This window comes from Clostridium sp. Marseille-Q2269, from assembly GCF_943736985.1.
GTDB lineage: Bacteria > Bacillota > Clostridia > Clostridiales > Clostridiaceae > Clostridium_F.
Genome location: NZ_CALSFS010000006.1, coordinates 159339 through 182355 on the forward strand (window position 1 = coordinate 159339; position 23017 = coordinate 182355).

General features: G+C 26.7%; 24 protein-coding genes, 1 pseudogene and 1 riboswitch. Of the genes and pseudogenes, 15 read left to right on the forward strand and 10 right to left on the reverse strand.

Features of this window, described 5'->3' with window-relative positions; genetic code table 11:
- Positions 1-59 precede the first annotated feature (59 nt).
- Entirely contained in the window at positions 60-1286 is a 1227-nt protein-coding gene (pepT, locus tag NGI68_RS09620; protein WP_251861254.1) for a peptidase T, read from the forward strand.
- 282 nt (positions 1287-1568) lie between these two features.
- Here pepT and NGI68_RS09625 read toward each other — a convergent pair whose 3' ends face one another.
- On the reverse strand, positions 1569-2501 hold the full coding sequence (locus NGI68_RS09625) for a patatin-like phospholipase family protein (RefSeq protein ID WP_353505375.1): 933 nt from the start codon (positions 2499-2501) through the stop codon (positions 1569-1571).
- Positions 2502-2788: 287 nt separating this feature from the next.
- On the opposite strand from NGI68_RS09625, the gene NGI68_RS09630 reads away from it, so the two are divergent.
- The 3 genes from NGI68_RS09630 to NGI68_RS09640 all read left to right on the forward strand — a co-directional run bounded on the left by NGI68_RS09630 (position 2789) and on the right by NGI68_RS09640 (position 5163).
- Positions 2789-4006, forward strand: coding sequence for an IS701 family transposase (locus NGI68_RS09630; protein WP_251859887.1), 1218 nt, complete (start codon positions 2789-2791; stop codon positions 4004-4006).
- Positions 4007-4277: 271 nt separating this feature from the next.
- Entirely contained in the window at positions 4278-4493 is a 216-nt protein-coding gene (locus NGI68_RS09635) for a hypothetical protein (RefSeq protein ID WP_251861256.1), read from the forward strand.
- A gap of 151 nt (positions 4494-4644) precedes the next feature.
- Positions 4645-5163: a hypothetical protein gene (locus tag NGI68_RS09640; protein ID WP_251861257.1), complete on the forward strand. Its 519-nt coding sequence runs from the start codon at positions 4645-4647 to the stop codon at positions 5161-5163.
- A 421-nt stretch (positions 5164-5584) separates the two neighbouring features.
- Here NGI68_RS09640 and NGI68_RS09645 read toward each other — a convergent pair whose 3' ends face one another.
- Positions 5585-6220: an amino acid ABC transporter permease gene (locus tag NGI68_RS09645; RefSeq protein ID WP_251861258.1), complete on the reverse strand. Its 636-nt coding sequence runs from the start codon at positions 6218-6220 to the stop codon at positions 5585-5587.
- Positions 6221-6232: 12 nt separating this feature from the next.
- Entirely contained in the window at positions 6233-7036 is an 804-nt protein-coding gene (locus tag NGI68_RS09650; RefSeq protein WP_251861259.1) for an amino acid ABC transporter substrate-binding protein, read from the reverse strand.
- A 220-nt stretch (positions 7037-7256) separates the two neighbouring features.
- On the opposite strand from NGI68_RS09650, the gene NGI68_RS09655 reads away from it, so the two are divergent.
- A complete protein-coding gene (locus tag NGI68_RS09655) occupies positions 7257-7985 on the forward strand; it encodes a class I SAM-dependent methyltransferase (RefSeq protein WP_251861260.1) in 729 nt (242 codons plus the stop codon).
- Positions 7986-8273: 288 nt separating this feature from the next.
- Here the strand turns inward: NGI68_RS09655 and NGI68_RS09660 are convergent, their stop codons facing one another.
- From NGI68_RS09660 to thiD, 4 genes are all read right to left on the reverse strand, one after another.
- Positions 8274-9482 (reverse strand): EAL and HDOD domain-containing protein, encoded by a 1209-nt coding sequence (locus NGI68_RS09660; RefSeq protein ID WP_251861261.1) that lies wholly within the window; start codon positions 9480-9482, stop codon positions 8274-8276.
- Between the two features lie 354 nt (positions 9483-9836).
- A complete protein-coding gene (thiE, locus tag NGI68_RS09665) occupies positions 9837-10454 on the reverse strand; it encodes a thiamine phosphate synthase (RefSeq protein ID WP_251861262.1) in 618 nt (205 codons plus the stop codon).
- Positions 10445-11236 carry a hydroxyethylthiazole kinase gene (gene thiM / locus NGI68_RS09670; RefSeq protein WP_251861263.1) on the reverse strand — a complete coding sequence of 264 codons (792 nt, stop codon included), beginning with the start codon at positions 11234-11236 and terminating at the stop codon, positions 10445-10447. Before thiM ends, thiE begins: the two co-directional genes overlap by 10 nt.
- A gap of 195 nt (positions 11237-11431) precedes the next feature.
- Entirely contained in the window at positions 11432-12232 is an 801-nt protein-coding gene (thiD, locus tag NGI68_RS09675) for a bifunctional hydroxymethylpyrimidine kinase/phosphomethylpyrimidine kinase (RefSeq protein ID WP_251861264.1), read from the reverse strand.
- A gap of 112 nt (positions 12233-12344) precedes the next feature.
- A riboswitch (TPP riboswitch) is annotated at positions 12345-12450 on the reverse strand.
- 322 nt (positions 12451-12772) lie between these two features.
- Between thiD and NGI68_RS09680 the strand changes: the two genes are divergently transcribed.
- The 4 genes from NGI68_RS09680 to NGI68_RS09695 all read left to right on the forward strand — a co-directional run bounded on the left by NGI68_RS09680 (position 12773) and on the right by NGI68_RS09695 (position 15385).
- A complete protein-coding gene (locus NGI68_RS09680) occupies positions 12773-13675 on the forward strand; it encodes a D-alanine--D-alanine ligase (protein WP_251861265.1) in 903 nt (300 codons plus the stop codon).
- Positions 13676-13900: 225 nt separating this feature from the next.
- Entirely contained in the window at positions 13901-14596 is a 696-nt protein-coding gene (locus tag NGI68_RS09685) for a YeeE/YedE thiosulfate transporter family protein (protein WP_251861319.1), read from the forward strand.
- A gap of 12 nt (positions 14597-14608) precedes the next feature.
- A complete protein-coding gene (locus tag NGI68_RS09690; protein WP_251861266.1) occupies positions 14609-14836 on the forward strand; it encodes a sulfurtransferase TusA family protein in 228 nt (75 codons plus the stop codon).
- 21 nt (positions 14837-14857) lie between these two features.
- Positions 14858-15385, forward strand: coding sequence for a YeeE/YedE thiosulfate transporter family protein (locus tag NGI68_RS09695; protein ID WP_251861267.1), 528 nt, complete (start codon positions 14858-14860; stop codon positions 15383-15385).
- A gap of 25 nt (positions 15386-15410) precedes the next feature.
- Here the strand turns inward: NGI68_RS09695 and NGI68_RS09700 are convergent, their stop codons facing one another.
- On the reverse strand, positions 15411-16301 hold the full coding sequence (locus tag NGI68_RS09700) for a LysR substrate-binding domain-containing protein (RefSeq protein WP_251861268.1): 891 nt from the start codon (positions 16299-16301) through the stop codon (positions 15411-15413).
- A gap of 583 nt (positions 16302-16884) precedes the next feature.
- On the opposite strand from NGI68_RS09700, the gene NGI68_RS09705 reads away from it, so the two are divergent.
- The 5 genes from NGI68_RS09705 (at position 16885) to NGI68_RS09725 (ending at position 21183) form a co-directional block, all read left to right on the forward strand.
- Positions 16885-17643, forward strand: a complete 759-nt coding sequence (locus tag NGI68_RS09705; RefSeq protein WP_251861269.1) for a threonine/serine exporter family protein — start codon at positions 16885-16887, stop codon at positions 17641-17643.
- Complete coding sequence (locus tag NGI68_RS09710; RefSeq protein WP_251861270.1) at positions 17637-18083, forward strand: threonine/serine exporter family protein; 447 nt, start codon at positions 17637-17639, stop codon at positions 18081-18083. Before NGI68_RS09705 ends, NGI68_RS09710 begins: the two co-directional genes overlap by 7 nt.
- Before the next feature lie 20 nt (positions 18084-18103).
- Positions 18104-19540: a MocR-like pyridoxine biosynthesis transcription factor PdxR gene (gene pdxR / locus NGI68_RS09715; protein WP_251861271.1), complete on the forward strand. Its 1437-nt coding sequence runs from the start codon at positions 18104-18106 to the stop codon at positions 19538-19540.
- Between the two features lie 74 nt (positions 19541-19614).
- Complete coding sequence (locus NGI68_RS09720; protein ID WP_251861272.1) at positions 19615-20184, forward strand: LemA family protein; 570 nt, start codon at positions 19615-19617, stop codon at positions 20182-20184.
- A 165-nt stretch (positions 20185-20349) separates the two neighbouring features.
- Entirely contained in the window at positions 20350-21183 is an 834-nt protein-coding gene (locus NGI68_RS09725) for a TPM domain-containing protein (RefSeq protein ID WP_251861273.1), read from the forward strand.
- Positions 21184-21285: 102 nt separating this feature from the next.
- On the opposite strand, the gene NGI68_RS09730 is transcribed toward NGI68_RS09725, so the two are convergent.
- Positions 21286-21699, reverse strand: coding sequence for a hypothetical protein (locus NGI68_RS09730; RefSeq protein ID WP_251861275.1), 414 nt, complete (start codon positions 21697-21699; stop codon positions 21286-21288).
- Positions 21700-22091: 392 nt separating this feature from the next.
- Here NGI68_RS09730 and NGI68_RS09735 point away from each other — a divergent pair, with 392 nt between their 5' ends.
- A complete protein-coding gene (locus NGI68_RS09735) occupies positions 22092-22574 on the forward strand; it encodes a DUF5673 domain-containing protein (protein ID WP_251861276.1) in 483 nt (160 codons plus the stop codon).
- A 148-nt stretch (positions 22575-22722) separates the two neighbouring features.
- Here the strand turns inward: NGI68_RS09735 and NGI68_RS09740 are convergent.
- A pseudogene (locus tag NGI68_RS09740) lies at positions 22723-22830 on the reverse strand (helix-turn-helix domain-containing protein); the annotation flags it as partial.
- Between the last annotated feature and the right edge of the window lie 187 nt (positions 22831-23017).

Genomic DNA, 23017 nt, shown 5'->3' on the forward strand with positions numbered 1-23017 from the left:
GTAAACAATTTCAAAAAAATAAAATAAAAACCATAATATATTATAGAGGGGGACTATAAATGCAAAATGTATTAGACAGATTTTTAGGGTATATAAAAATAGATACTCAATCATCTGAGGAATCTGAAACTGTACCAACAACTAAAACTCAATTGGAATTTGCAAAAAAATTAGGGGAAGAGTTAAAGAAAATAGGCCTTAAAGATGTATCTGTAGATGAAAATGCATATGTTATGGCTACATTAGAATCTAACATAGACAAAAAAGTGCCTACAATAGGATTTATATCACATATGGATACAAGTCCAGATATATCAGGAACTAATATTAATCCTAGAATTGTAGAAAAATATGAAGGACAAGATATAGTTTTAAATAAAGAAAAAAATATAATTCTAAAGGTTGAAGAATTCCCAGAGATATTAGATTATAAGGGACAAGACATAGTAGTAACAGATGGAGATACTCTTTTAGGAGCAGATGATAAAGCTGGAATAGCAGAAATAGTTACTGCTATGGAATATTTAATAAATCATCCAGAAATAAAACATGGAACTATAAAAGTTGGATTTACTCCAGATGAAGAAGTAGGTAAGGGAGCAGATTACTTTGATGTTAAAAAATTTGGAGCAGATTTAGCTTATACGTTAGATGGCGGTGGCATAGGAGAATTAGAATGTGAAACTTTTAATGCTGCAAAGGCTAAAGTTATTATAGAGGGAAGAAACGTACATCCAGGCTCAGCAAAAAATAAAATGACTAATTCAGTATTAGTAGCCAATAAATTTATAAGCATGCTTCCACAAAATGAAGTACCAGAAAGAACAGAAGGATATGAAGGATTTTTCCATTTATTAAGTGTAAATGGTGGAGTAGAAACAACAGAACTAAATTATATTATAAGAGATTTTCATAGAAATAAATTTGAAGAAAGAAAAAAACAAATTGAAGAAGTAGGCAAAAAAATAAATGAAGAATACAATAAAGAAATAGTATGTGTGAAAGTAGAAGATCAGTATTACAATATGAAGGAAAAAATAGATGAAGTAAAATATGTAGTGGATATAGCTCATGACGCTATGAAAGCTATTGATATTGAACCAAAATTAGTTCCTATAAGAGGTGGTACAGATGGTTCAAGATTATCCTTTATGGGATTACCAACTCCAAATTTATTTGCAGGTGGTCATAACTTCCATGGAAGATTTGAATTTGTTCCAGTTCCATCAATGGAAAAGGCAGTACAGCTTGTAGTTAAAATAAGTGAACTATTTGCTAATAGATAATAATATATTTTAATTTATTGATTGATGTTAATTCTTTAGGGTAAACATAGGATATATAAGAATAGATTTAATTTTAATATAATAAAGATAAAAATATACCTAAATAAATGGTAAAGTTTATACAGAGTATTGTAAACTTTTATAAAAAACTTTCAAATTAACAAAAGAGTAAATTTATTTATAAGGTATATTTTTATCTTTGTAGTGTTAGAGTTAGATCTATTATATTTTTAAATATTAATGTGGTTTGCTGACTAATAGCTAGTAAATTTTATTATATATTTAAGCTGTGCCTTCATTTTTATACTTATTTTTATACTCTTGAAAATCCCAAGTTTTAAGAAACTTTTCAGCAGATTTGTATCCAGATTTATATAATTTTATAGTTTCCTGTTTAGATAAATCAAAGTCTGTAGCGCTAATACCTAAAGTAGGTATCAGTATACTTCTGTCTATATTTTTATCTATCATCCATCTTCTAGAATCCTTCTTATTCATAGTATCAGCAATATCAAATAGAAAAGATAAGGGATCATTTTTACCCTGTTTAGTATTACTTATTTCAACATTGTCAAACTTAAATCCAATAGTAGGAATGTTTTCTTTACCATCTAAGTTATCAAAAATAGAAATAGGATAGCCGGAGCAAACACTTCCATCTACTATGTAACTAACACCATTACCATGAATAAATTCCACAGGTTTAAAGAAAAAAGGTATACTTATACTCATTCTAATGGCTTTAGAAACTCTAAAATTACTTAGGCTAAAACCGTAAGTATATAGATCATCAGGAAAAGTAATCATTTTTTTTTCTGTAATGTCTGAGGCTATTATCTTTAATTTACAAGTATCATTATCCATAAGATCATTAAAAGTATTTATTCCCTTTACCTTAAGCATATCATCAATCCATTTTTCTATGGAATCTCCAGAGTAAATACCGTTATATTTAAAAAAGCTTAATGCTTTACTTACTAGTGTAAATTTTTGAAGACTTTCTTTATTAATAAGCTCCATAAAATTAGTGTTTGCAGTTATATTTTTTAAATCTTTTGCAGTGTATCCTGAAACTAATAATGCTCCTAATAAAGCCCCAACAGAGCTTCCAGCAACATTGTTCCAAGTGAAATTTTTACTTTCCATATAGTTTAAAGCACCAATTATGCCAATACCCCTGATACCACCACTATCCAATACAGCATTACACTTCAACATAAATTCCTCCCTTAGTTTAAGTATATATAATATAATGGTAACAAAACCTTATATAGATTATACAATAAAAATCCAATATAAGGAAATTATAAATTATTTATAAGTATTTTTCATATAGAATAACATTAGAAAAATTCAACTAAAAATAATATATAATTATAACTTTAGTTATGCAAAATAAAAATCTAAATTGGTAAAACTACCAAAAAATAAATATGGCATACTTTCTCTCACTGTGTTATATAAAAGTTACCATACAAATATAAACACAGGAGGTAAAAAGTATGCCAAGTACTAATATTGTATCCATTAATAATGAACTTTACAATTACTTAAATGATGTAAATTATGGAATGTCTAAGCCTCAATTTAATCATTTAACCAATATTGCCAATGGATTAATTAATTTACCTGGCACTAAAACTTTATCTGAAATTGCTAAAAATGTGTTGCATTCAAAAGACAAAAGTTGTATTTATAGATTTTTAAGCCATTCTAAATGGGACCATAGTCTTCTGAACAACAATAGAATTAGCTATTTAAACTTTTTCCTTGAGCATAATATTAAACCTAAATCCGTAGGGTTTTTGATTATAGATGATACTGTAAATCCCAAGAAATCAGCAAAGAAAATGCAAGGATTATCTTATAATTACTCTCATACAGAAGACAAAAATATTTGGTCACATTGTGTGGTTACTTCAAATTTTGTTGTAAATGATAAATCTATTCCTTTACAATATAAACCTTACTATAAAAAGGAATTTTGCAAAGATTTAAATAAAAATTTTAAATCTAAGATTGATATTGCAAAAAATTTTATAACTTCTTTTAAAACTCCATCTAATTGTGAAAAAATGTATTGTCTTATGGATTCATGGTATACAAATAATAATTTAATAGAAGCATCTTTAGCAAAGGGCTACCACCTAATAGGAGCAATTAAATCTAACAGAAAAATATCTCCATTAGGAATTTCAATGCAGTTATCAAAATTTGAAAAATTCCTTAGTCCTAACACCTTAGACCTTGTTACAGTTGAAGGTAAGGACTATAGAGTATATACCTATGAAGGTAATGTTTCTAAATTCCCTTATGCTAAAATACTTATTTGCTATGAAGTCACCCATGATGGATTCAAGAACCCAGTATATTTGCTGTCTACCGACATCTTATTAAATGCAGAAACTATAATTAAATATTATTCTCACAGATGGACTATAGAAACTTCATATAAATATTTAAAAAGCAATTTAGCTTTTGATAAATATAGAATGCGTAGCATTTTGTCTATAGAACGATATTTTCTTATAGTATTCTTAATCTATAATTTTTTAGAATTATTTAGAGTTAGTTCCAACCACGGAGATTTTAAGACTATAGGTGAAACTCAGAAATATCTAAACAGCCTGACGGCAAAAGCACTTGTGTGCTTTATATATGAAAAATCAAAACAGAATATTGAACTAAAAGATATTTTATGTGAGCTAAAAATCCCTTAGAGTTTTTAAAAATTCATCATATAAAATTGGGCAAGTGTTTTCATATTATATGGATAATATATCATAATAAGTATAATATAGTCTCAATAGGTAATTTAGCTTTTGAAATTGCCTAACTAAAGTTATAACTAAAATTTTTTTAAAATTATTAATGAAAACAATATAAATAACTAAAAATTTTTAAAACATATATAATTAAAAATATATATTGTATTGAATTTAATGCTTAAAATAAAAAATATAAATATTTTACGTTAGGAGGAAAAAGATTTTGAATTCTTTAGAAAACAATAATCAAGATAAAGAAGTATTAAGAAAACTTCAGGAATTGCAGACTAAATTTAATAAAGATGATGAGAAAAAAGGTGTAATGAAAAAACTAATAGATAATTTTAAAGAGTTGGAAGTAAGTGCTCCAGAAACTGATCCTAAGAAGATAATAAAAGACTTAATTCCAGCAATATTGGAGATACTATGCTGGATATAAATTTAATATAATATCATATAAAAAGTTAGAAATTTATTCATTGTTTTACTATAATATAATGAATTTATTGGGAAATATAACTTAAATAAAAATAAATATTCAATTTAAATCAATATATTCACAAAAAATATACTAAAGAGGAGTTTTAAAATTGAAAAAAACAATTAAACTATATAATTTAATCTTTCCTATTTGGATGGTATTATTTTTTCCACCGGTTATATTTATATCGCTTATTGGTAATTACATAATTGATTCATTAGTAGTAATAGGGTGCTTTTTTGCATATAAACTAGCAAATAAAGATTTTAATCTAAAAACGATTTATAAGAAGAGAATATTAAAAGTTTGGTTATACGGGTTTTTATCAGATTTTATAGGAGCAGCAATACTATTAATATTATATTTTTTAGTAGGCATATTAAATTTGTCAGGATTACCTGCAGAAGCAATATTAGCAACAGCATATGATCCATCTGTACAGCCTTTAGCATTTATAATAATACTATTGTGTATTTTTATATCAGCTGCATTTATATTTTTATTTAATTATAAATTTGTTTTTAAAAATCAAATTAAGGAAAAGATTATAAGATTCAAAATTTCACTTACTATCGCAATTATAACTGCTCCATGGACATTCTTATTGCCAACAAAGTGGTTTTATTAAATTACTCTTAGAGTATAATTTTAGTAGGGAAAGATAGCAAAACTTCAATTTTTACTATCAGAATCTTTTTATAATGAAAATAAAAAGAAAACATATAAAGGAAGAGAATTAGCTAAAGCTAGAATAATTAGAATATTTTATTTACAAACTAATATTTAAGCGTAAAGTAACCGTCCCGTTTAATTTACGCTTAAATATTACAGTACCTGGCACCTGGCATTATGACGTTAGTTTAGATATTAGAATACTTTATTTTTATAGCTATCTATTGACTAAAAGTATTTCTTGTTTTAATATCTTAAAAATTATAAAAAACACAGTTTTTTCATATAAAAGGTATAAATTCTTAATAAAAATTTTTTTCAAATCTATACCCTATACTCTGTTCTTTGTACTCTAATAAAAGTTCGTTGCACTTTTATTAATATGCACATTTTTTTTCTAAAGCTCTAAATATTAGTACTAAAAATGCTGTTATTAATAAATATATAGCAGCAGCTATAAAGAAGGGTGTTATAGTAAAATCTCTTGTTACTACTTCCTTTGCGGCTCTTAGCATATCACCTATACCTATGGCAGCTACTAGAGCAGAATCCTTAATTAGATTTATGCTCTCATTACATATTGGTGGTATAACGTTTCGTATAGCCTGTGGTATAATTATTTTAAACATAGTTTGACTATAAGTAAAACCTAATACCTTAGAAGCTTCAAATTGTCCTTTATCAATGGATTCTATACCTGCTCTAAAAGTTTCTGCTAAGTATGCTCCATAATTAATTATAAATGTTAAATAAGCTGCTGTTAAAGGTTCTAATCTTATGCCTATTACAGGAAGTCCAAAATAGGCAAAGAATAGTTGGAGCATCAGGGGAGTACCCCTAAATATCCAAGTATAAATATTTAATATAGCCTTTAGTGGTTTTATTTTAGAACCCTTTCCCATAGCTATTAAAATTCCAAGTGGAATAGAAAATATTATTGTTACTATAAATAATTTAAAAGAAATAATATTACCTTTCAATATAAATATGGTTATATCAGAAAGATTAGACACATTAATCACATCCTATTTTTTCAAAATTCCTTTGCCAAACCATTTGTTTGATATTTTATCTGCAGTTCCATCTTTTATACATTCATCTAAAGCTTTATCTACTGCTTCTCTAAAACTATTATCAGTTTTTCTAAAACCTATTCCATAGGACTCTCCACCAAAGTTTTCATCTAGTACTTTAAAAATATTAGGCTTTTTACTTATATAATATCTACCAACTACTTCATCCACTACAACTGCATTTACTCTTTCAGCCTGTAAGTCCATAAGTGCTTCAGTGTTATTTGAGTATTTTTTTAGTTCTTTTAAAGATTTTGAAACATCTTTATCAGATTCTAAGGCAGTTTCACTACTACTTCCTAATTGAAGTCCTACAGTTTTACCACCTAAATCTTTCTTAGATTTTATATTAGATTTATTATTAACTACTATTATCTGTTTATTTTCTACATAAGGCTTTGAGAAATTTATTTGTTGTTTTCTTTTTTCAGTAATTGTAAGTCCGTTCCATATAACATCAATATCTTTATTATTTAAACTAAGAACTACACCATCCCATTGAACTGGTTTAAAAACTACTTTAACCCCCATTTTTTTAGCAACTTCTTTTGCTAAATCAATATCAAAACCAACTATTTCACCTTTATCATTTTTAAATCCCATAGGAGGGAAACTATCGTCCAATCCTACTACAAATTCACCTTTATCCTTTATATCTTTAAGTGAAGTATCTCCTTTTGATTTGTTACCACAACCTGTTAGCATAAAAATTAAACTTAATATTACAATTGAAAATAATACATTTTTTTTCTTCATATAAAAATCCCCCTTGCTTTAATTTATTATATTATACTTTAGCAAAGTGAATTTGTAAAGTGATAAAATTAAAAAAGTTTTTGTAACATAATTTTAAATTTTTCATATATATAGTAGTTACAGTGAGAAACAATCAAAATTTTTCTTGAAAAATCCCTTTATTAATGATAAAATCTACAATTATCAATGGGAGAAAATTAAGAAGGGAGCGTTATATAATATGAAAAAATATACAAAGCCCTATTACGGTCCGAATAATTATTTTAGTGCTGTTAAATTTTTTTCTGCAGGAATTTTAGGATTAATAGCTTTTATATTTAATCTTCAGCATAAAGAAATACAAAATTATATGGCTTATTTGATATTAATTATATCTATAATATTTATATTCAATGGATTAAGAATAATAAATTTCATATTTATAGGAAGATTTAGACATATAAATAGAATACTTTCTAAAGTAAATTGGACAGGAAATGAAAATGTATTAGATGTGGGTATTGGAAAAGGAATCTTGGCTATAGCAGTAGCTAAGAAATTAAAGAGCGGTTCAGGAAAAGTAACGGGTATAGATATATGGAATAGTGAAGGAATATTAGATAAAACTAAGTATTATATTAATCAAAATGTAGAATTAGAAGGTGTGAAGAATAAGATAAAGGTAAAAACTCAAAATGCTTCAGCATTATCCTTTGAAGATCAATCCTTTGATATAATTGTGAGTAAACAGTGTATTCATAATATAGAAAGTGCTGAAGAAAGAAAAATGGCTATACTAGAAATGCTAAGGGTTTTAAAAAAGGGCGGAAAGTTAATTATTTCTGATTCTATGTATATGGATGAATATGAAAAAATATTATTGGATAAAAAATTGCAGGTTACCATGTCTCCAAAATATTTTTTAGACACTTATCCAGCTTTAAGTATATTAGAAGTTATTAAAAAATAACTAAAAGTTTAATTATTATATTTTTAAATAAGGTAAATACAAATTTAATTTGAAATAATAAAATATATAAAAAATGGGTTGCTTTACTTAAATTTTCAGGCAACCCTTATTAATTGTTTTAGAAAAATAATTAATATAAACCCATTAAAGTGAGGTTCTATAGCCATATTTATAATACTAATATTTATATAATGTTTTCATAGAAAATAAATTTATACATAATAATTTTTAAAAAATCACATGTTATATTTCATATATAAGTACTCAATATATAATTACATCCAATAGTCAAATATTAAATTTATTTACCCAATTTAAGGCACAAATATATAAGTTTGTTAAATCAGTAGGTAATATATTTAGATCTTTGCACAAAACATTTATATTATTCCAAGAACCTTTTTCGTAGCATAATGCAAGATGTAATATATTAGTTAATTTATTTATTCTTTTATCAAGAGCATGCTGCGGACTTTGTAGATTAGGATCATATAAAACAGTTCTTAAAGGATTATGCAAAAAGTTTTCTATTCCATAAAATAATCCAATGAAGAATAATTCATCTGTTTCATCTATATAATTTATTTTTTTGGCCAAAAGATCTAAAAATTTTGCTCTTAATAAGATTAGTTTGATGTATTCTTTATTGTTACTTGTTATATCGTATAATAATATAAATGATACTATTGTTATGGTGGATTTTTCTCCAATCAATGATATACACTTATTTAAAGAGGTTATATTTTGGCTAAAAGAAAAATAGGTGTTTATAAATTTAAATAGTTTATTATATAAAGATTGATCTGTTTTAATTAATTCTTCCAAATAAATAAAATCTATACTTGTTTTATTTAGTTCTTTTAGTATTTTATATTTAGTAAGATTATGTATAGGTATATTGTTACCATCAAATATAGTAGGTTTACTAAAAAAGTATCCTTGAAATAAAGAACAGCCCATAGATATAGATTCATAGAATTCTTCTTTAGTTTCAATTTTTTCAGCTAGAAATTTTATATTGCTATTTATTTTAAGTACTTTGTCTATGACTTTTTTTCTGTTATTACCTTTAGTGATTTTAAAATCTATTTTTACAATATCTGCTAATTCTACTAATTCTTTTAAATTGTCCATTAAAACAAAATCATCTAATGCTATAGTATATCCATCTTGTTTTAACTTTTTACAGGAATATATTATATCGTTAGATGGAGTTACATTTTCTAAAATCTCTATGGTTACGTATTCTTTTGGGAGAAGTGAGGCTACATTATTTAAAATAAGATTTTCTGTAAAATTAATAAAGGCCTTTTTACCATCTGTTAATTTTTCTATACCTATCAATAAAAAGCTATTAATTATTACTTTGGCTGTTGCTATATCTCCATTTATATTACCAAATTTGTTATCTCTATTATTAGTTCTAAATAGCAATTCATAGGCTATTACATTTTCATTTATATCAAAAATGGGCTGTCTAGCAACAAATGTATCCAAAAAAATTCTCCCAATAAAACTATATATTAAGTATATTCTAATATATATAATAAACATAAGTCTACTAAATTTATATAAATAATTATTAACAATTCTCACATTTATATTTAGCAGTGGTTTAATGTGCAAAATATTAATCTGTAAGCTTAATTTAACTAGCACAACAAGTTAAATTAATATGTGAGTAAAAAGTTAGTAAAGCATAATATATCATATTAATCTTTAGATATTATGTTAATGAGAATAATAAATGTTTTTAAATATTAAAGGACACTAGATTTAATTAAGGTATTTATTAAGTCTAGTGTCTTAATTGTTATATTAAAACTATGATCAATTAATAAGTAGAGATTATTATTTATTTAATAAAAGATTTTTGGCAGCAAGTTTAATATCATTTTCATTTAGTATAGCAGAAATTACAGAGATTCCATCTACACCAGTGTTTAAAATGTCTTTAAAATTAGATTTATTTATTCCACCTATGGCTACAGATGGAATCTGTATACTATTTTTTATTTTTGATAATCCATCAATGCCTATAATTTCATCTACATCTTTTTTGCTACCAGTAGGGAATATTGTTCCTATTCCTAGGTAATCTGCACCATTATTTTGAGCTTCTAAAGCTTCATGAATATTTCCCGCAGATATACCTATTATTTTATCCTTACCTAATATTTTTCTTGCAATAGTAAGATTCATATCCTTTTGGCCTAAATGAACCCCATGAGCATCTATGGCTTGGGCAATATCTAATCTATCATTTATAATTATAGGTACATTATAATAATCTGTTATTTCCTTTACTTCTTTAGCTACATTAAAGAATGCTCTAGTTGATACATCTTTTTCTCTAACTTGTACCAAAGTAACGCCACCTAAAATAGCTTGTTCTAATACTTTTTTTAATTCACGTCCTCTTAGAAATCTTCTATCTGTAATTAAATAAAGTTCATAATTTATTTCCATTCTACATTACCTCTTTTCCAAACTTCTTCATCAGATAGTGTATATATAATATCTATTAAAGCAATTCTAAAACTGCCTGGTAATTGTGATTTTTCAAAGGCTTTTTCTCCAGCAATATTCATAGATAATATAGCAGATGTAGTAGAGATTAATTTATCTTCAAAGTTGGCACAGGTGGCAGCACATAGAGCACCTAGCATGCAACCTGCTCCAGTTACTTTAGTCAACATTTCTGTACCATTTTTTATTATGCATCCTCTGTTACCATCAGATATATAATCTTTTTCACCAGTAGCTGCTACAATACAATTATATTTTTTAGCCAATTTATCACAAGCTTCTAAAGCATTTTCTCCATTATCTAGAGAATCTACACCTCTAGTTTCAGAATTCATACCAGCTAAAAATTTAATTTCCCCTATATTTCCTTTAATAATATCTATTTTACCAACTTTAGCAATTCTATTTATAACTTCAACTTTTCTTTTAATGGCAGGGCATCCTACTGGATCTATAACTACGGGAACATTATGATTTTTTGCAGATATTGAAGCAAGCACTGCTGCTGCTTCTTGTTCTTTAGTTAAAGTTCCTAAATTTATGTATAGAGCAGATGATATACTTGCAAAATCATAAACTTCGTCGTAGGCCTCACACATAGCAGGGGATGCACCAAATGAAAGAAGAATATTAGCGCAATCATTTATAGTAACATAGTTAGTTATACAATGAACAAGCGGTGTTTTGGCTCTCATCTTTTCAATAACATTTTTATTTTCCATAAAAACTCTTCCTTTCTTTTTTAATACTGTATTTTTACAGTATAAATATTTAGTAATATAAGGTTTATCTTTTATATTAAATCAACAATATATTATTAAAATATTAGAATTTTAATAATTTAAATATTTACTAAAGTACAACTTTTAATAAATAATTTTAAAATATTTATTTTTAAAGAATGACTTATAATATTTCTAAAAATCTAGATGAGCTTCTTTGTAAAGTTCTATAAAATGACCTACAGGGCCTACGCCTTCACCAATAGGGAAGGAATTTTCTATGGCTTTTGTAATATATTTTTTTGAAAGGCATACCGCTTTATCAACTGTAAGTCCTTTAGCTAAATAAGAAGCTATAGCAGAGGATAGTGTACATCCAGTTCCATGGGTATTTTTAGTTTCTATTCTGCTGCCAGGTATTGTAATAAATTTATCATCATAAAGAAGTATGTCATTTGCATCATTGCATCTATGTCCTCCTTTTACCAGAACGTTTTTAACACCCATAGATTGAATTATAGTAGCAGCTTTTTTCATAGTATCTTCTGAATCTATTTTTATACCACTTAAAACTTCAGCCTCTGGAATATTAGGAGTTACTATACTAGCTATAGAAATTAAATTTTTAAGTTCTTCTACAGCGTCTTCTTTAAGAAGAAAATAACCACTTTTTGATACCATAACAGGATCTAGAACTATGTTTTTAACATTGTATTTTAGTAAATATTCCTTTATAGATCTAATAGTTTCTGAATTAGAAACCATTCCTATTTTAGTTGCATCTACAGATATATCATCAAATATAGATTGGATTTGACATTCAACCATACTTTTGGGAATTTCATGAACATCTTGTACGCCTATTGAATTTTGTGCTGTTACAGCAGTTATTACGCTCATGGCATATACACCTAAGGCACTCATAGTTTTTATGTCTGCTTGAATACCAGCTCCTCCACAACTATCTGAACCAGCTATAGTTAAAACTTTTTTCATATAAAAACCTCCTATATAACAATTGATAAATTAAGCATTTTTTTAAAAACAAAATAAAAACAAGATGTATTTAAAAGCAATACATCTTGTTAATAAATTTTATAAAAATCTATTATTTAGACATGTTGCTTCCCTACGCCAGTATTAGCTGGATCAGGTTATCAGGGTTAGATATTTTAAATTCTTCTCAGCCACAATGGGCACCCCTACAACATAAGGCTTATTTATATTTTCATTTTATACTTAATATGGGGAATTTGCAATTTTAAATGTATATATTTATAATTAAACAATAAATAAGCAAGTATATTGTTTGCATACCACTTGCAGATTAAAAAATAAGTAGGGTGGTACTTTATTATATTTATAGAATGTATAAAATATAGTAAGAGGACAAAGAAGGACACATATGGTAAAGTTTTATTATATTAGCTATGAAATAATAACATCATTATTAATTAAGAAAATAATAAACATATAAAATATTTATCTAGAAGTTATGAAAAATAAGTTTATAAATAGATATGGGAGGAATATATAATGAAAATTGGAGTTATAATGGGGGGAATATCTACAGAAAGAGAGGTTTCCTTGAATTCTGGTAGAGAAGTTATAAAGTATTTAGAACTTTTAAAACATGAAATTATTCCTATTATTATAGATAAAAAAGAAGATATTGTTGAAAAAGTTAAAGGTATAGATTTTGCTTTTCTAGCATTACATGGTAAATTTGGTGAAGATGGAACAGTTCAATCAGTTCTTCAAACTTTAGATATACCATATTCAGGTTGTGGTCCTTTGACAAGTGCTATATGCATGGATAAAGATATGACTAAGAAAATTTTAAAATATGCTAATATAAACACAGCAGATTGGGTAAATGTATCTAGTGTAGATGATATAGATTATGAAGCTATTGAAAAAATAGGATATCCAGTGTTTGTAAAACCTAATAGTGGTGGATCTAGTGTAGCTACTAATTTAGTGAAAAACAAAGAAGGAATAAAAGAAGCAGTGGAACTAGCACTTAAATATGATAAAGAAGTTATGATAGAAAATTATACAAAGGGTGAAGAAATAACTTGTTGTATGCTAGATGGAAAAATGTTACCAGTGCTAGCTATAAGACCCCATGCGGAATTCTTTGATTATACAGCAAAATATGCAGATGGTGGATCAGATGAAGTAATTGTAGAATTAGAAGAAAGCCTTCATAATAAAGTAGAAAGAATGGCTGTAGCTTGTTGGAGAGAATTAAAATGTCAGGTTTATGTAAGAGTAGACATGATAGTTAAAGATGGAGTACCTTATGTATTAGAATTAAATACATTGCCAGGAATGACTAAAAATAGTTTATTTCCCAAAAGTGCTAATGCAGTAGGAATATCTTTTGCAGAATTACTAAATTTAATAGTAAAACATTCATTAGAGGTAAGGAGATAGTAAATAAAGTATTTTAAAACAATATAAAATAACTATAGATTAATAAAATAAAATAGAAATTAATAAAACCATATGTTTATAAGCATATGGTTTTACTAGTTCTTATATTTTGGGTAAATATACAATAAATGTATCGTTGATTTGAAATATTTTATATTATATAATTATTTAAAGTAAAATTAAGCAATGATTCTAAGTTTAATACTTTTAAAGGATGATTATATGATATCGAATGAAATGGATGAACTGATAAAACGAAGGCAGGAGGAACAAAAAAGTAAAGGTAAAAATCAAATTCCTTATGCAATATTAATTTTATTTATAGCTTTAATATTGGGAATAGTTTTTTTTAAATGTAATCATGAATATCTTTCCGTATGGTTTGGGGGGATAGCCATAGGTATTATTCTACGATACTCTAGGTTTTGTTTTGCAGGAGCATTTAGAGACCCATTTATTATGAAAAATACCAAATTATTAAGAGGGATGATATTAGGGTTGATAATAAGTACTGTTGGATTTGCAGTAATTCAGTATAGATATACTAGTACTTATACTAGTACTTATTCTTTAGTTTATAGTAAGATTCCTGGATCTGTAGAATCTATAGGAATTCATTTAGTAATTGGTGCATTTATATTTGGGGTAGGCATGGTTTTAGCAGGTGGATGTAGTTCTGGCGTACTTATGAGAATTGGAGAAGGACATACATTGCAATGGGTTGTACTTTTAGGATTCTTTATTGGAACTGTTATGGGAGCTAAAGATTATCCATTTTGGAGTAAATATTCTATAGCTAATTCAAAGGTGATTTATTTACCAGAATACATAGATTTAAAAATAATAGTCATAGTGCAGATTACTGTGTTGATAATTTTATATATAATAGCACTATGGTATGAAAGAAAACACAGTAAATAATGGAGGTTCTATATGTCAGTAAAAGAAGTTGATTGCTTATATGATGCATGTCCAATACCGGTACTTAAGGCAATGAAAGAACTAAAAAAGATGAATCAAGATGATATCTTGATATTATATTGCGATCATAGTTGTGTAGTTATTAGTCTAGAGGAATGGGCAGAGCAAAATAAATATTCCGTAAAATCAGTAGAAACTGAAGATGGACAGTGGGAAGTTTATATACAAAAGTCAAAATAAAAAACAAAGAGAGGTGATAAAATGGGACCCATTCCAAAGTGGCTAAAAAAGCCATGGCCCTATTGGCTAGGAGGAAGCTTGCTTGGAGTAATGAATGTAGTTTTATTAGCTACAAGTGGCATCAATTGGCAAATAACTAGCGGATTTTTATTATGGGCTGTTGGTATTTTAGAATGGTTTGGATTAGAACCATTGAAATGGGAGTACTTTAGTCATTCTAGCTATTATTATGAATTTATAATTAGAAATGAAAGTGTATTTATTAACAAATATACTGTCTTGAATATAGCTGTAATTTTAGGATCTTTAGTAGCTACATTATTAGCATCTCAATTTAAATTTAAAAAAATAAAAGATAAGAAGCAATTCATATTTGCTCTTTTGGGAGGAATTATGATGGGGTATGGCACTAGGATTGCATTTGGATGTACCATTGGAAGCTTTTTTAGTGGTATTCCCTCATTTTCTTTGCATGCTTGGATTTTTGGGATTTTTTTAATTTTGGGCACATGGGTTGGAATTAAAATTTTAGTAAAATTTTTGTTATAGGAGGACTTGAGTCCTCCTTATTTAATTAGCAGAATCCACGTTTATTAGAAATAATAAAGTCTACGAAGGTTTGTTCATAATTGCTAAAATTATAATTTTTTCTAAAAGCTATATAATAGCTAAAATTCATTTTTAGATTATCTACCTTAATTTGTTGAAGATATTCTTTTTTTAATTCTTTTTTTACTATTAACTTAGGTAGAAAAGAAAAACCTTTACCTGAAGAAATAGAAGATTTAATAGCTTCTGGTGAATTTAAATCATAAATAATATTTAAATCATTTATATTTATATTTTTTTCTTTTAAGGATTTTTCAATTAAATGTCTTGTACCAGAACCGCTTTCTCTAAGAATTAAAGGTATATTTTTTAGTTCTTCTATAGATATTGTTTTTTTATCTATAGAAGAATCTCCTACTAAAATTAATTCATCTGAAATTATATTTTTTGTGGCTAAGTTCTTTTCATTAGATTCCCATTGAATAATACCAATATTAATGGTATGGTCTAATAATTTTTCTATAACTTCATGGGAGTTTGCTACTTTCATTTGAATATCTAATTCTTTATGAAATTTTTTAAAAGTATAAATGCTACAAGGTAGAGCATATTCTCCTACACTTTTGCAGGAGCCAACAATTAATTTGGGTATCTCTTTTTGTAGATCCTTAAGGTCTCTTTCTATATTTCCTTTAATAGATAAAATAGTATCTGCATAATTAAAAACAACTTTTCCTTCTTCAGTTAGTTTCACACCTTTATTGCTTCTATTTAAAAGTCTGGCGCCAAATTCTTTTTCTAGATTTTTAAGTTGAATACTAAGTCCAGGCTGAGTTAAGTGAAGACTTTCTGCTGCTTTGGATATGCTATTACATTTTACAGTAATATAAAATGATTGAAGATACTCAAGATTCATATACTCACATCCTCAAAATTTTAAAAATACATATAAAAGGTTTACTACATAATAATATATATAACTTACTATGTAGAACTAATATATGTATATGATACTTTATTATATCACTATAACATATAAAAAAGAACGATAAATTAAATTTTTAACAAGAAGTATATTAATATAAATCCTTATATATCAGTATTTATAGGGAATTTTACAAAATTTATAATATTCTTATAAATACATGTATAGGTTTTAAAAAATGTACTAATAACAAAATTATATAGTGTATAATATATACTCATCATTAAAAGTATTAAATAATAAATTTATAAAGCAGAAATATTATTTAATACTGTTCTAGATTGATTATAATTCATATTAAATAATGAATTTAGTAATATTAATTAATATTCTTCTTATTTTGTAATTTTGAATTATAATAATAAGTAGTATTATACTATTAATGCAATAAGAAATTATTTTATTAAATATATTACAATTAAATAAAAAATTTGATATATTTATAAATATAATATGGTATTAAATAGATTTTTTTAGATATGTGTGTAAAATAAATGGGTGAAGGAGTATAGCTATGGAAGCTAAACAGGTTTTAGAAATTTCACTTTCTGTAGGTAAAATGCTTCTAAGCAATGGAGCAGAATCTTATAGGGTTGAGGAAACAATAGAGAGAATATGTACAGCGTATGATATGCAATGTGAATGCATGGTTACTGCTAAGGGTGTTTTTTTATCTATTATAGATCATAACAACGAAAAAGTAACTTCACTTAAGAAAGTAAAAACAAGAGCGGTAGATTTGGCTAGAATAGACAGACTTAATTCTTTTTCTAGAAGTCTTCAAAATGATCCTATTTCTTATGAGGAAGCTAAAGAAATTTTAAAAGAAATAGAGGTATTACCATTTTTTACTTTGCCAGTGAGAATTGTGGCAGCAGGCATGACTTCTTTTGTTTATTCATTGTTTTTTAATGGTACAATTTATGATTCTATTATTTCAACATTTATAAGTATGGGAATTTATTATATGTTATATAAGGTATCAAGAATTGGATTTTTTCAATTTTTTCAGTTTTTCTTTTCAGGGTTTATTATAGGAATATTAAGTCTAGTTGCAGAAAATGTATTTCCTCTTGTAAATAGAGCTAATGTTATAACGGGAGGAATAATGATATTAGTTCCAGGAGTTCAATTAACCAATGGTATAAAGGATATTATATATGATGATTTTATGTCTGGTATAGTTAAGTTTGGCGAGGCTATGTTAGTAGTAACTGCCATAGGAGCGGGAATCGCTACAGCATTAACATTGGGAGTAGGTGTTAAGTGGTGATAAAGCAAGTTATATTAGCATTCTTTGGAAGTATATTCCCTGTTATACTTTTTAATATTGACAGGAAAAAAATAATATGGACTGGTTTTTCAGGTGCCATTGGATGGGCAACTTATCTTATAGTATATAAGTATATACACAGTCCAGCTATGTCATCCTTTGTTGGAGCTTTTACGGTAGGAGTGTATAGTGAATTAATGGCAAGAAAGCTTAAAACTCCTGCTATGCAATTTTCTATACCGGGCATATTCCCATTAGTGCCAGGAATTACTGCCTATTATGCTATAAATTCTATAGTTGAACAAAATTATAATTTAGCATATTCTAAAGGTCTTCAAACTATAGCTGTAGGTGGAGCTATTGCTTTTGGTATAATGCTTTCCTCCACTACTATTAGATTTATTGCTAAGATAATATATAATTCCAGAAATAAACATTAAAAATTTTTAGGAGGGTTTTAATGTTTTTTGATATAAATTTAGATAAAAATTCCCCAGTATATATACAGATAAGCCATTATATAAGATCTATGATATTAAAAGGAATGATAAGGGCAAATGAAAAACTACCATCTACTAGAGAATTAGCTTCTATACTCAAGGTTAGCAGAAATACTATTATATCTTCCTATGAACTTTTAGAAGATGATGGATTTATATCAATAAAAAAAGGGAAAGGCGCTTTCGTTTCTAATGTTAATATACATGTGGAAGAAAAGTGGACAGTTAATTGGGAAAAAAATATAAATGATTATGCAAAGAAAGCTGAAAATTTAGACATAATAAAACATGAGATACCTTGGGAAAAAGGTATGATATCTTTTAAAAGTATTTCTCCAGATGAAAGTTTATTCGATTTAGATGAGTTTAAGAAAGCTTTTTTAAATAGATTTTCTTTAGAAGGAGAGAAAATATTAAATTATGGTTATGCTATAGGATATAGGGATTTAATAAACTATCTGATGAAATATATGAAAAATAAAGGTGTAGATACTTCAAATAAAAAGATATTGATAACCAATGGTTTTACAGAAGGATTTGATATTGTATTATCGTCTTTAATAAAACCAAGGGATAAGGTATTATGTGAAAATCCTACTCATAATACAGCAATAAAAATAATGAAAATGCACAATGTGGATATTGTAGGCATTGATATGGAGAATGACGGTATAAATATAGACAAATTAAAAGAAACTATAAGTAATAATGATATAAAGTTGACTTATTTGATACCTTCTTATCATAATCCTACAGGAATAGTTATGAGTCCAGAAAAAAGAATAAAAATATATAATATATTAAAAGATAATAATATACCTATAATAGAAGATGGGTTTAACGAAGAACTGAGATATTCTGGTGATCATGTATCACCTATGATTGCCTTTTCAGGCAAAGGTAACAGTATTATTTATATAGGAAGTTTTTCAAAGGTACTTTTTCCTGGTATAAGAATAGGATGGGTATTAGCAGATGAGAACCTTGTGGATTATTTGGAGAGTGTAAAAAGGAGTAGAAATATTCATACATCCTTCTTAGATCAGGCTATATTATATGAATATTTAAACAGTGGAAGCTTTGAAAAATACATTAAAAAATCTAGAAAAATATATAAACATAAATATGAGTTTGCTTTAAAGTGTGCTAAAAAATATATACCTTCAAAATATATAACTGGAGAAGGTGGTCTTCACATCTTTATAAAATTAAAAAATATAAAATCAAGAGAATTGTTACAAGAATGTTGTAAAAAAGGTGTTATTTTTACTCCAGGAGACATATTTTATGTGGATAATAAGGGAGAAGATACTTTTAGATTAGGTATATCTAGAGTTTCCTTACAAGAAATAGAAAAGGGATTTAAAATTATAGGAGATGTAGTTAAAAATCTATAAATAATTATATCTAGTGATAATTTTGGCAAATTAATGTATAATATAATAAAAATATTAATATGGTGGTGAAATTTATGAAAAAAGGGTTAAGAAATGCGCTAATAGTAGTGGGTATACTATTATTAATAATATTTCCGTTAGTGGGAACATATAATAATTTGGTATCTATGGAGCAAAACGTAAATAGAGCAGCTTCTAATATTGATACAAATCTTCAAAGAAGATCTGATCTTATATCAAATTTAGTAGAAACAGTTAAGGGATATGCTGCACAAGAAAAAGATATTTTTAAGGGTGTAGCAGATGCAAGATCAAAATTGGCAGGAGCCCAAAGAATAGATCAAAAAGCTCAAGCAAATGAAGAATTATCAGGAGCTTTATCAAGATTATTGGTAGTAGTTGAAAGATATCCAGATTTAAAATCTAATCAAAATTTTAAGGATTTATCAGTAGCTATAGAAGGAACAGAAAATAGAATAGCTATTGCAAGGCAGGATTATAATGAATCAGTAAATAATTATAATACTAGTATAAGAAAGTTCCCAAACTCTATTATAGCTGGTATGTTTAGATTTAGTGAAAAACCATATTTTAAAGCGGAAGCAGGAGCAAGTAAAGTTCCAAAAGTAGACTTCTCAAAGTAGGTGAAAGACGTGGAAAGTTTTCCACAGCCTACAAATTTAAAATATGTAAATTCTTATATTAGTTATTTGGGTTTTATTAATTAGGAGTTTTTGTTTTTTCACAAAAACTCTTTAATTTTATGGGAACAGCACCTAAAATAGATTTTTAAAAGTAGGTGAAAAAATATGAAAAAATTTTTAAATAAAATAAGACTTACATTTATATTATTAATAACTTTGATTATAGTTTCTCCAACCTTAGTAAATGCAGAGCCAAATTTCCCTAAACCTACTAATTTAAAATATGTAAATGATTATGTAGGAGTAATAGATGATACCACTAAACAATACATTGTGTCAGTAGGAAATGAATTGGAGAGAAAGACAGGAGCTCAGATGTCGGTGGTAGTAATAGATTCTCTACAAGGTTCTGATATAGAATCTTACAGTAATAAATTATTTAGACAATGGGGATTGGGACAAAAGGAAAAAGATAATGGAGTTATGATTCTTTTATCTATAAAAGATAAAAAATGGAGAGTAGAAGTTGGAAGAGGATTAGAAGGTAGAATAACAGACATATATTCTTCAAGAGTAATGGATGATATAGCGAAACCTCTACTTAAACAAGAAAAATATGGAGAGGCTATGAAAAATGTCTATTCTGTATTTGCAGATGATGCTGCTAAAGAGTACAATGTAACATTAGAAAAAAATGAAAAAATTAAAGTTACACAAAGAAGAAAGAAAAGTGGAGGTATAATACCTACTATAATTTTGATCATAATTTTAATGAGTATCTTTGGTGGAAGAGGTGGCAGACGTGGAAGAGGAGGATCTATTTGGGATCTTATATTCTTAAACTCACTGTTTTCTGGATCAAGAGATAGACGAGATGATGACGATGGACCATTCGGTGGTGGCGGCTTTGGAGGCTTCGGAGGAGGCTCTGGAGGCGGAGGATTCGGTGGCTTTGGCGGAGGAAGTTCCGGCGGAGGAGGATCTTCTGGTGGATGGTAGTTAAACCACCGTATGTTACAAAATGTAATTTAGTTAAAAATAAATTTATAAAGAGTCTTTGCTTTAGGGCAAAGACTCTTTAATTATAGGTGTAAGGTTAATTTATTCTATATTTACTTTCCATTGGCTATACATTGAATTAAAAAATTCAATGCCTGTTTTAGTCTTAAACACGTTTGCAAGTACATTAACTGATGCCTTACTGGATAAATCATCTTCTAAAATATTTACAAGAAAATCTGCTTCAAGGAGTATTTGGTAGTCAATGCCATCAACATTTGTATAAGTATGATGATGAACTATAAGATAGCAGACACGCTCAATGACATTTTCATCAAAACCTAATTTTCGTAAAATTGGCTTGGCAATATATGGACCCTCTTTTTCTTGTAACTTACCATTACATTTACCATATTTTTTGTGGTTTATATTAGAGGCTTTATATAAAAATGAAATTTTTATGTTTAAATAAAGAGAATGAATATGGTTTATGTAGATACAATTGTAACTTAACATCAGAAAGCTGTAGTATAAAAGTAAATTTAAAAGAAGTGTTACATATTAAATTACAAATTGTAATAGGGCAAAAAAATTTAGGCATATTTTTGTATAAAAAAAATAATAAAATTTACAAAAGAAATATTAGCATAATTAGCTTGAAAAAAGAAGAAATAATATATGAAAATGGTAGTAGGATAAAATAAGAATGTGTATTAAAAGAAAATATTTCCAGGGAATTAGTTAGAATATTTACATTTATCAAGTATAATACACAAATAAGTTTGTAAAACTAATATTAATGATGATGAAAAACACAGTTAAAAGATATCATTCCATAAAAAGGAAAATATTTTATTTTATAGAAGATTTTAAGAGAAAGCAATTTAAAGTAATTAGGAGGTATTAGAATGAATGTGTTAGAAGGAATATTATTAATATTAGTAGGGGCAACCTTTATATTTTGGATTGTGTTAACTTTTATAAATCTTTGGTACAAAACTAAAGAGGGTGGAAAAGTTCTTTTAAATATAAAAAGAGGCATAGAGAGAAATATTATGATACTTATGTCTTTAACAATAATTTTCTTTTCTTTTTTAAACAACAATGCTAATACTTATATAGAGATGATAATAGGTATAGTTATATTGTATAATGGCGTAGAAAGATTTGAAATAATGGAAAATGGAATATTTGTAGAGGGAAACTTTAAAAAGTGGGAGGATATAGAATCTTGTGATTGGCATGAGAGATTAGATCATACTTTAATAATAAGAGGAAAAGATGATGTAGAGTATTTAAGAAGATTTAACACTATAAAGCTAAAACTTAAAAAGGAAGAACAAGAACAGGTTTTTAAAATGATCAATACAAAAATAGCTAGAGCATCTTAAAAAGAAGAAGGCTCTTTAAATGGCTAGTGGCAGTAATAATATTATTAAAAAATAAGAGTGAGAGTAAATCAATTTACTCTCACTCTTATTTGATTTAATCTAATATATTTTTTTCACTTTTGGATTTCAGTTTTATTCTTTTTATGCTCTAAATATCACCAGGTTGGCAATTTAGTTCTCTGCACATTGCTTCTAGGGTAGAAAATCTTATAGCTTTTGCTTTGTTATTTTTTAAAATTGATAAATTGGTGTTAGTTTTACTCCTTATAATTATTGAATATATTTCCATAATAATTTTATTTATCTCACAAGTAAGAAAAGTTTAAGTTATAATATATATAATAGATTTGATTATTTTATTTTAAAAAAATATTTTATCCGATGACTACACGCTCTAATGCTCTTATCCCACTCTGTGAAAGCGATTGGCACGGAATCGAAGA

Coding starts and splice junctions, on each gene's coding strand:
- NGI68_RS09655 (WP_251861260.1), top strand. CDS start 7,257: ATGAAAAAATATACAAAGCCCTATTACGGTCCGAATAATTATTTTAGT.
- thiE (WP_251861262.1), bottom strand. CDS start 10,454: ATGGAAATAAATTATGAACTTTATTTAATTACAGATAGAAGATTTCTA.
- NGI68_RS09730 (WP_251861275.1), bottom strand. CDS start 21,699: ATGTTAAGTTACAATTGTATCTACATAAACCATATTCATTCTCTTTAT.
- NGI68_RS09720 (WP_251861272.1), top strand. CDS start 19,615: ATGAAAAAAGGGTTAAGAAATGCGCTAATAGTAGTGGGTATACTATTA.
- thiM (WP_251861263.1), bottom strand. CDS start 11,236: ATGGAAAATAAAAATGTTATTGAAAAGATGAGAGCCAAAACACCGCTT.
- NGI68_RS09690 (WP_251861266.1), top strand. CDS start 14,609: ATGTCAGTAAAAGAAGTTGATTGCTTATATGATGCATGTCCAATACCG.
- pepT (WP_251861254.1), top strand. CDS start 60: ATGCAAAATGTATTAGACAGATTTTTAGGGTATATAAAAATAGATACT.
- NGI68_RS09725 (WP_251861273.1), top strand. CDS start 20,350: ATGAAAAAATTTTTAAATAAAATAAGACTTACATTTATATTATTAATA.
- NGI68_RS09630 (WP_251859887.1), top strand. CDS start 2,789: ATGCCAAGTACTAATATTGTATCCATTAATAATGAACTTTACAATTAC.
- NGI68_RS09695 (WP_251861267.1), top strand. CDS start 14,858: ATGGGACCCATTCCAAAGTGGCTAAAAAAGCCATGGCCCTATTGGCTA.
- NGI68_RS09700 (WP_251861268.1), bottom strand. CDS start 16,301: ATGAATCTTGAGTATCTTCAATCATTTTATATTACTGTAAAATGTAAT.
- thiD (WP_251861264.1), bottom strand. CDS start 12,232: ATGAAAAAAGTTTTAACTATAGCTGGTTCAGATAGTTGTGGAGGAGCT.
- NGI68_RS09680 (WP_251861265.1), top strand. CDS start 12,773: ATGAAAATTGGAGTTATAATGGGGGGAATATCTACAGAAAGAGAGGTT.
- NGI68_RS09705 (WP_251861269.1), top strand. CDS start 16,885: ATGGAAGCTAAACAGGTTTTAGAAATTTCACTTTCTGTAGGTAAAATG.
- NGI68_RS09735 (WP_251861276.1), top strand. CDS start 22,092: ATGAATGTGTTAGAAGGAATATTATTAATATTAGTAGGGGCAACCTTT.
- NGI68_RS09650 (WP_251861259.1), bottom strand. CDS start 7,036: ATGAAGAAAAAAAATGTATTATTTTCAATTGTAATATTAAGTTTAATT.
- pdxR (WP_251861271.1), top strand. CDS start 18,104: ATGTTTTTTGATATAAATTTAGATAAAAATTCCCCAGTATATATACAG.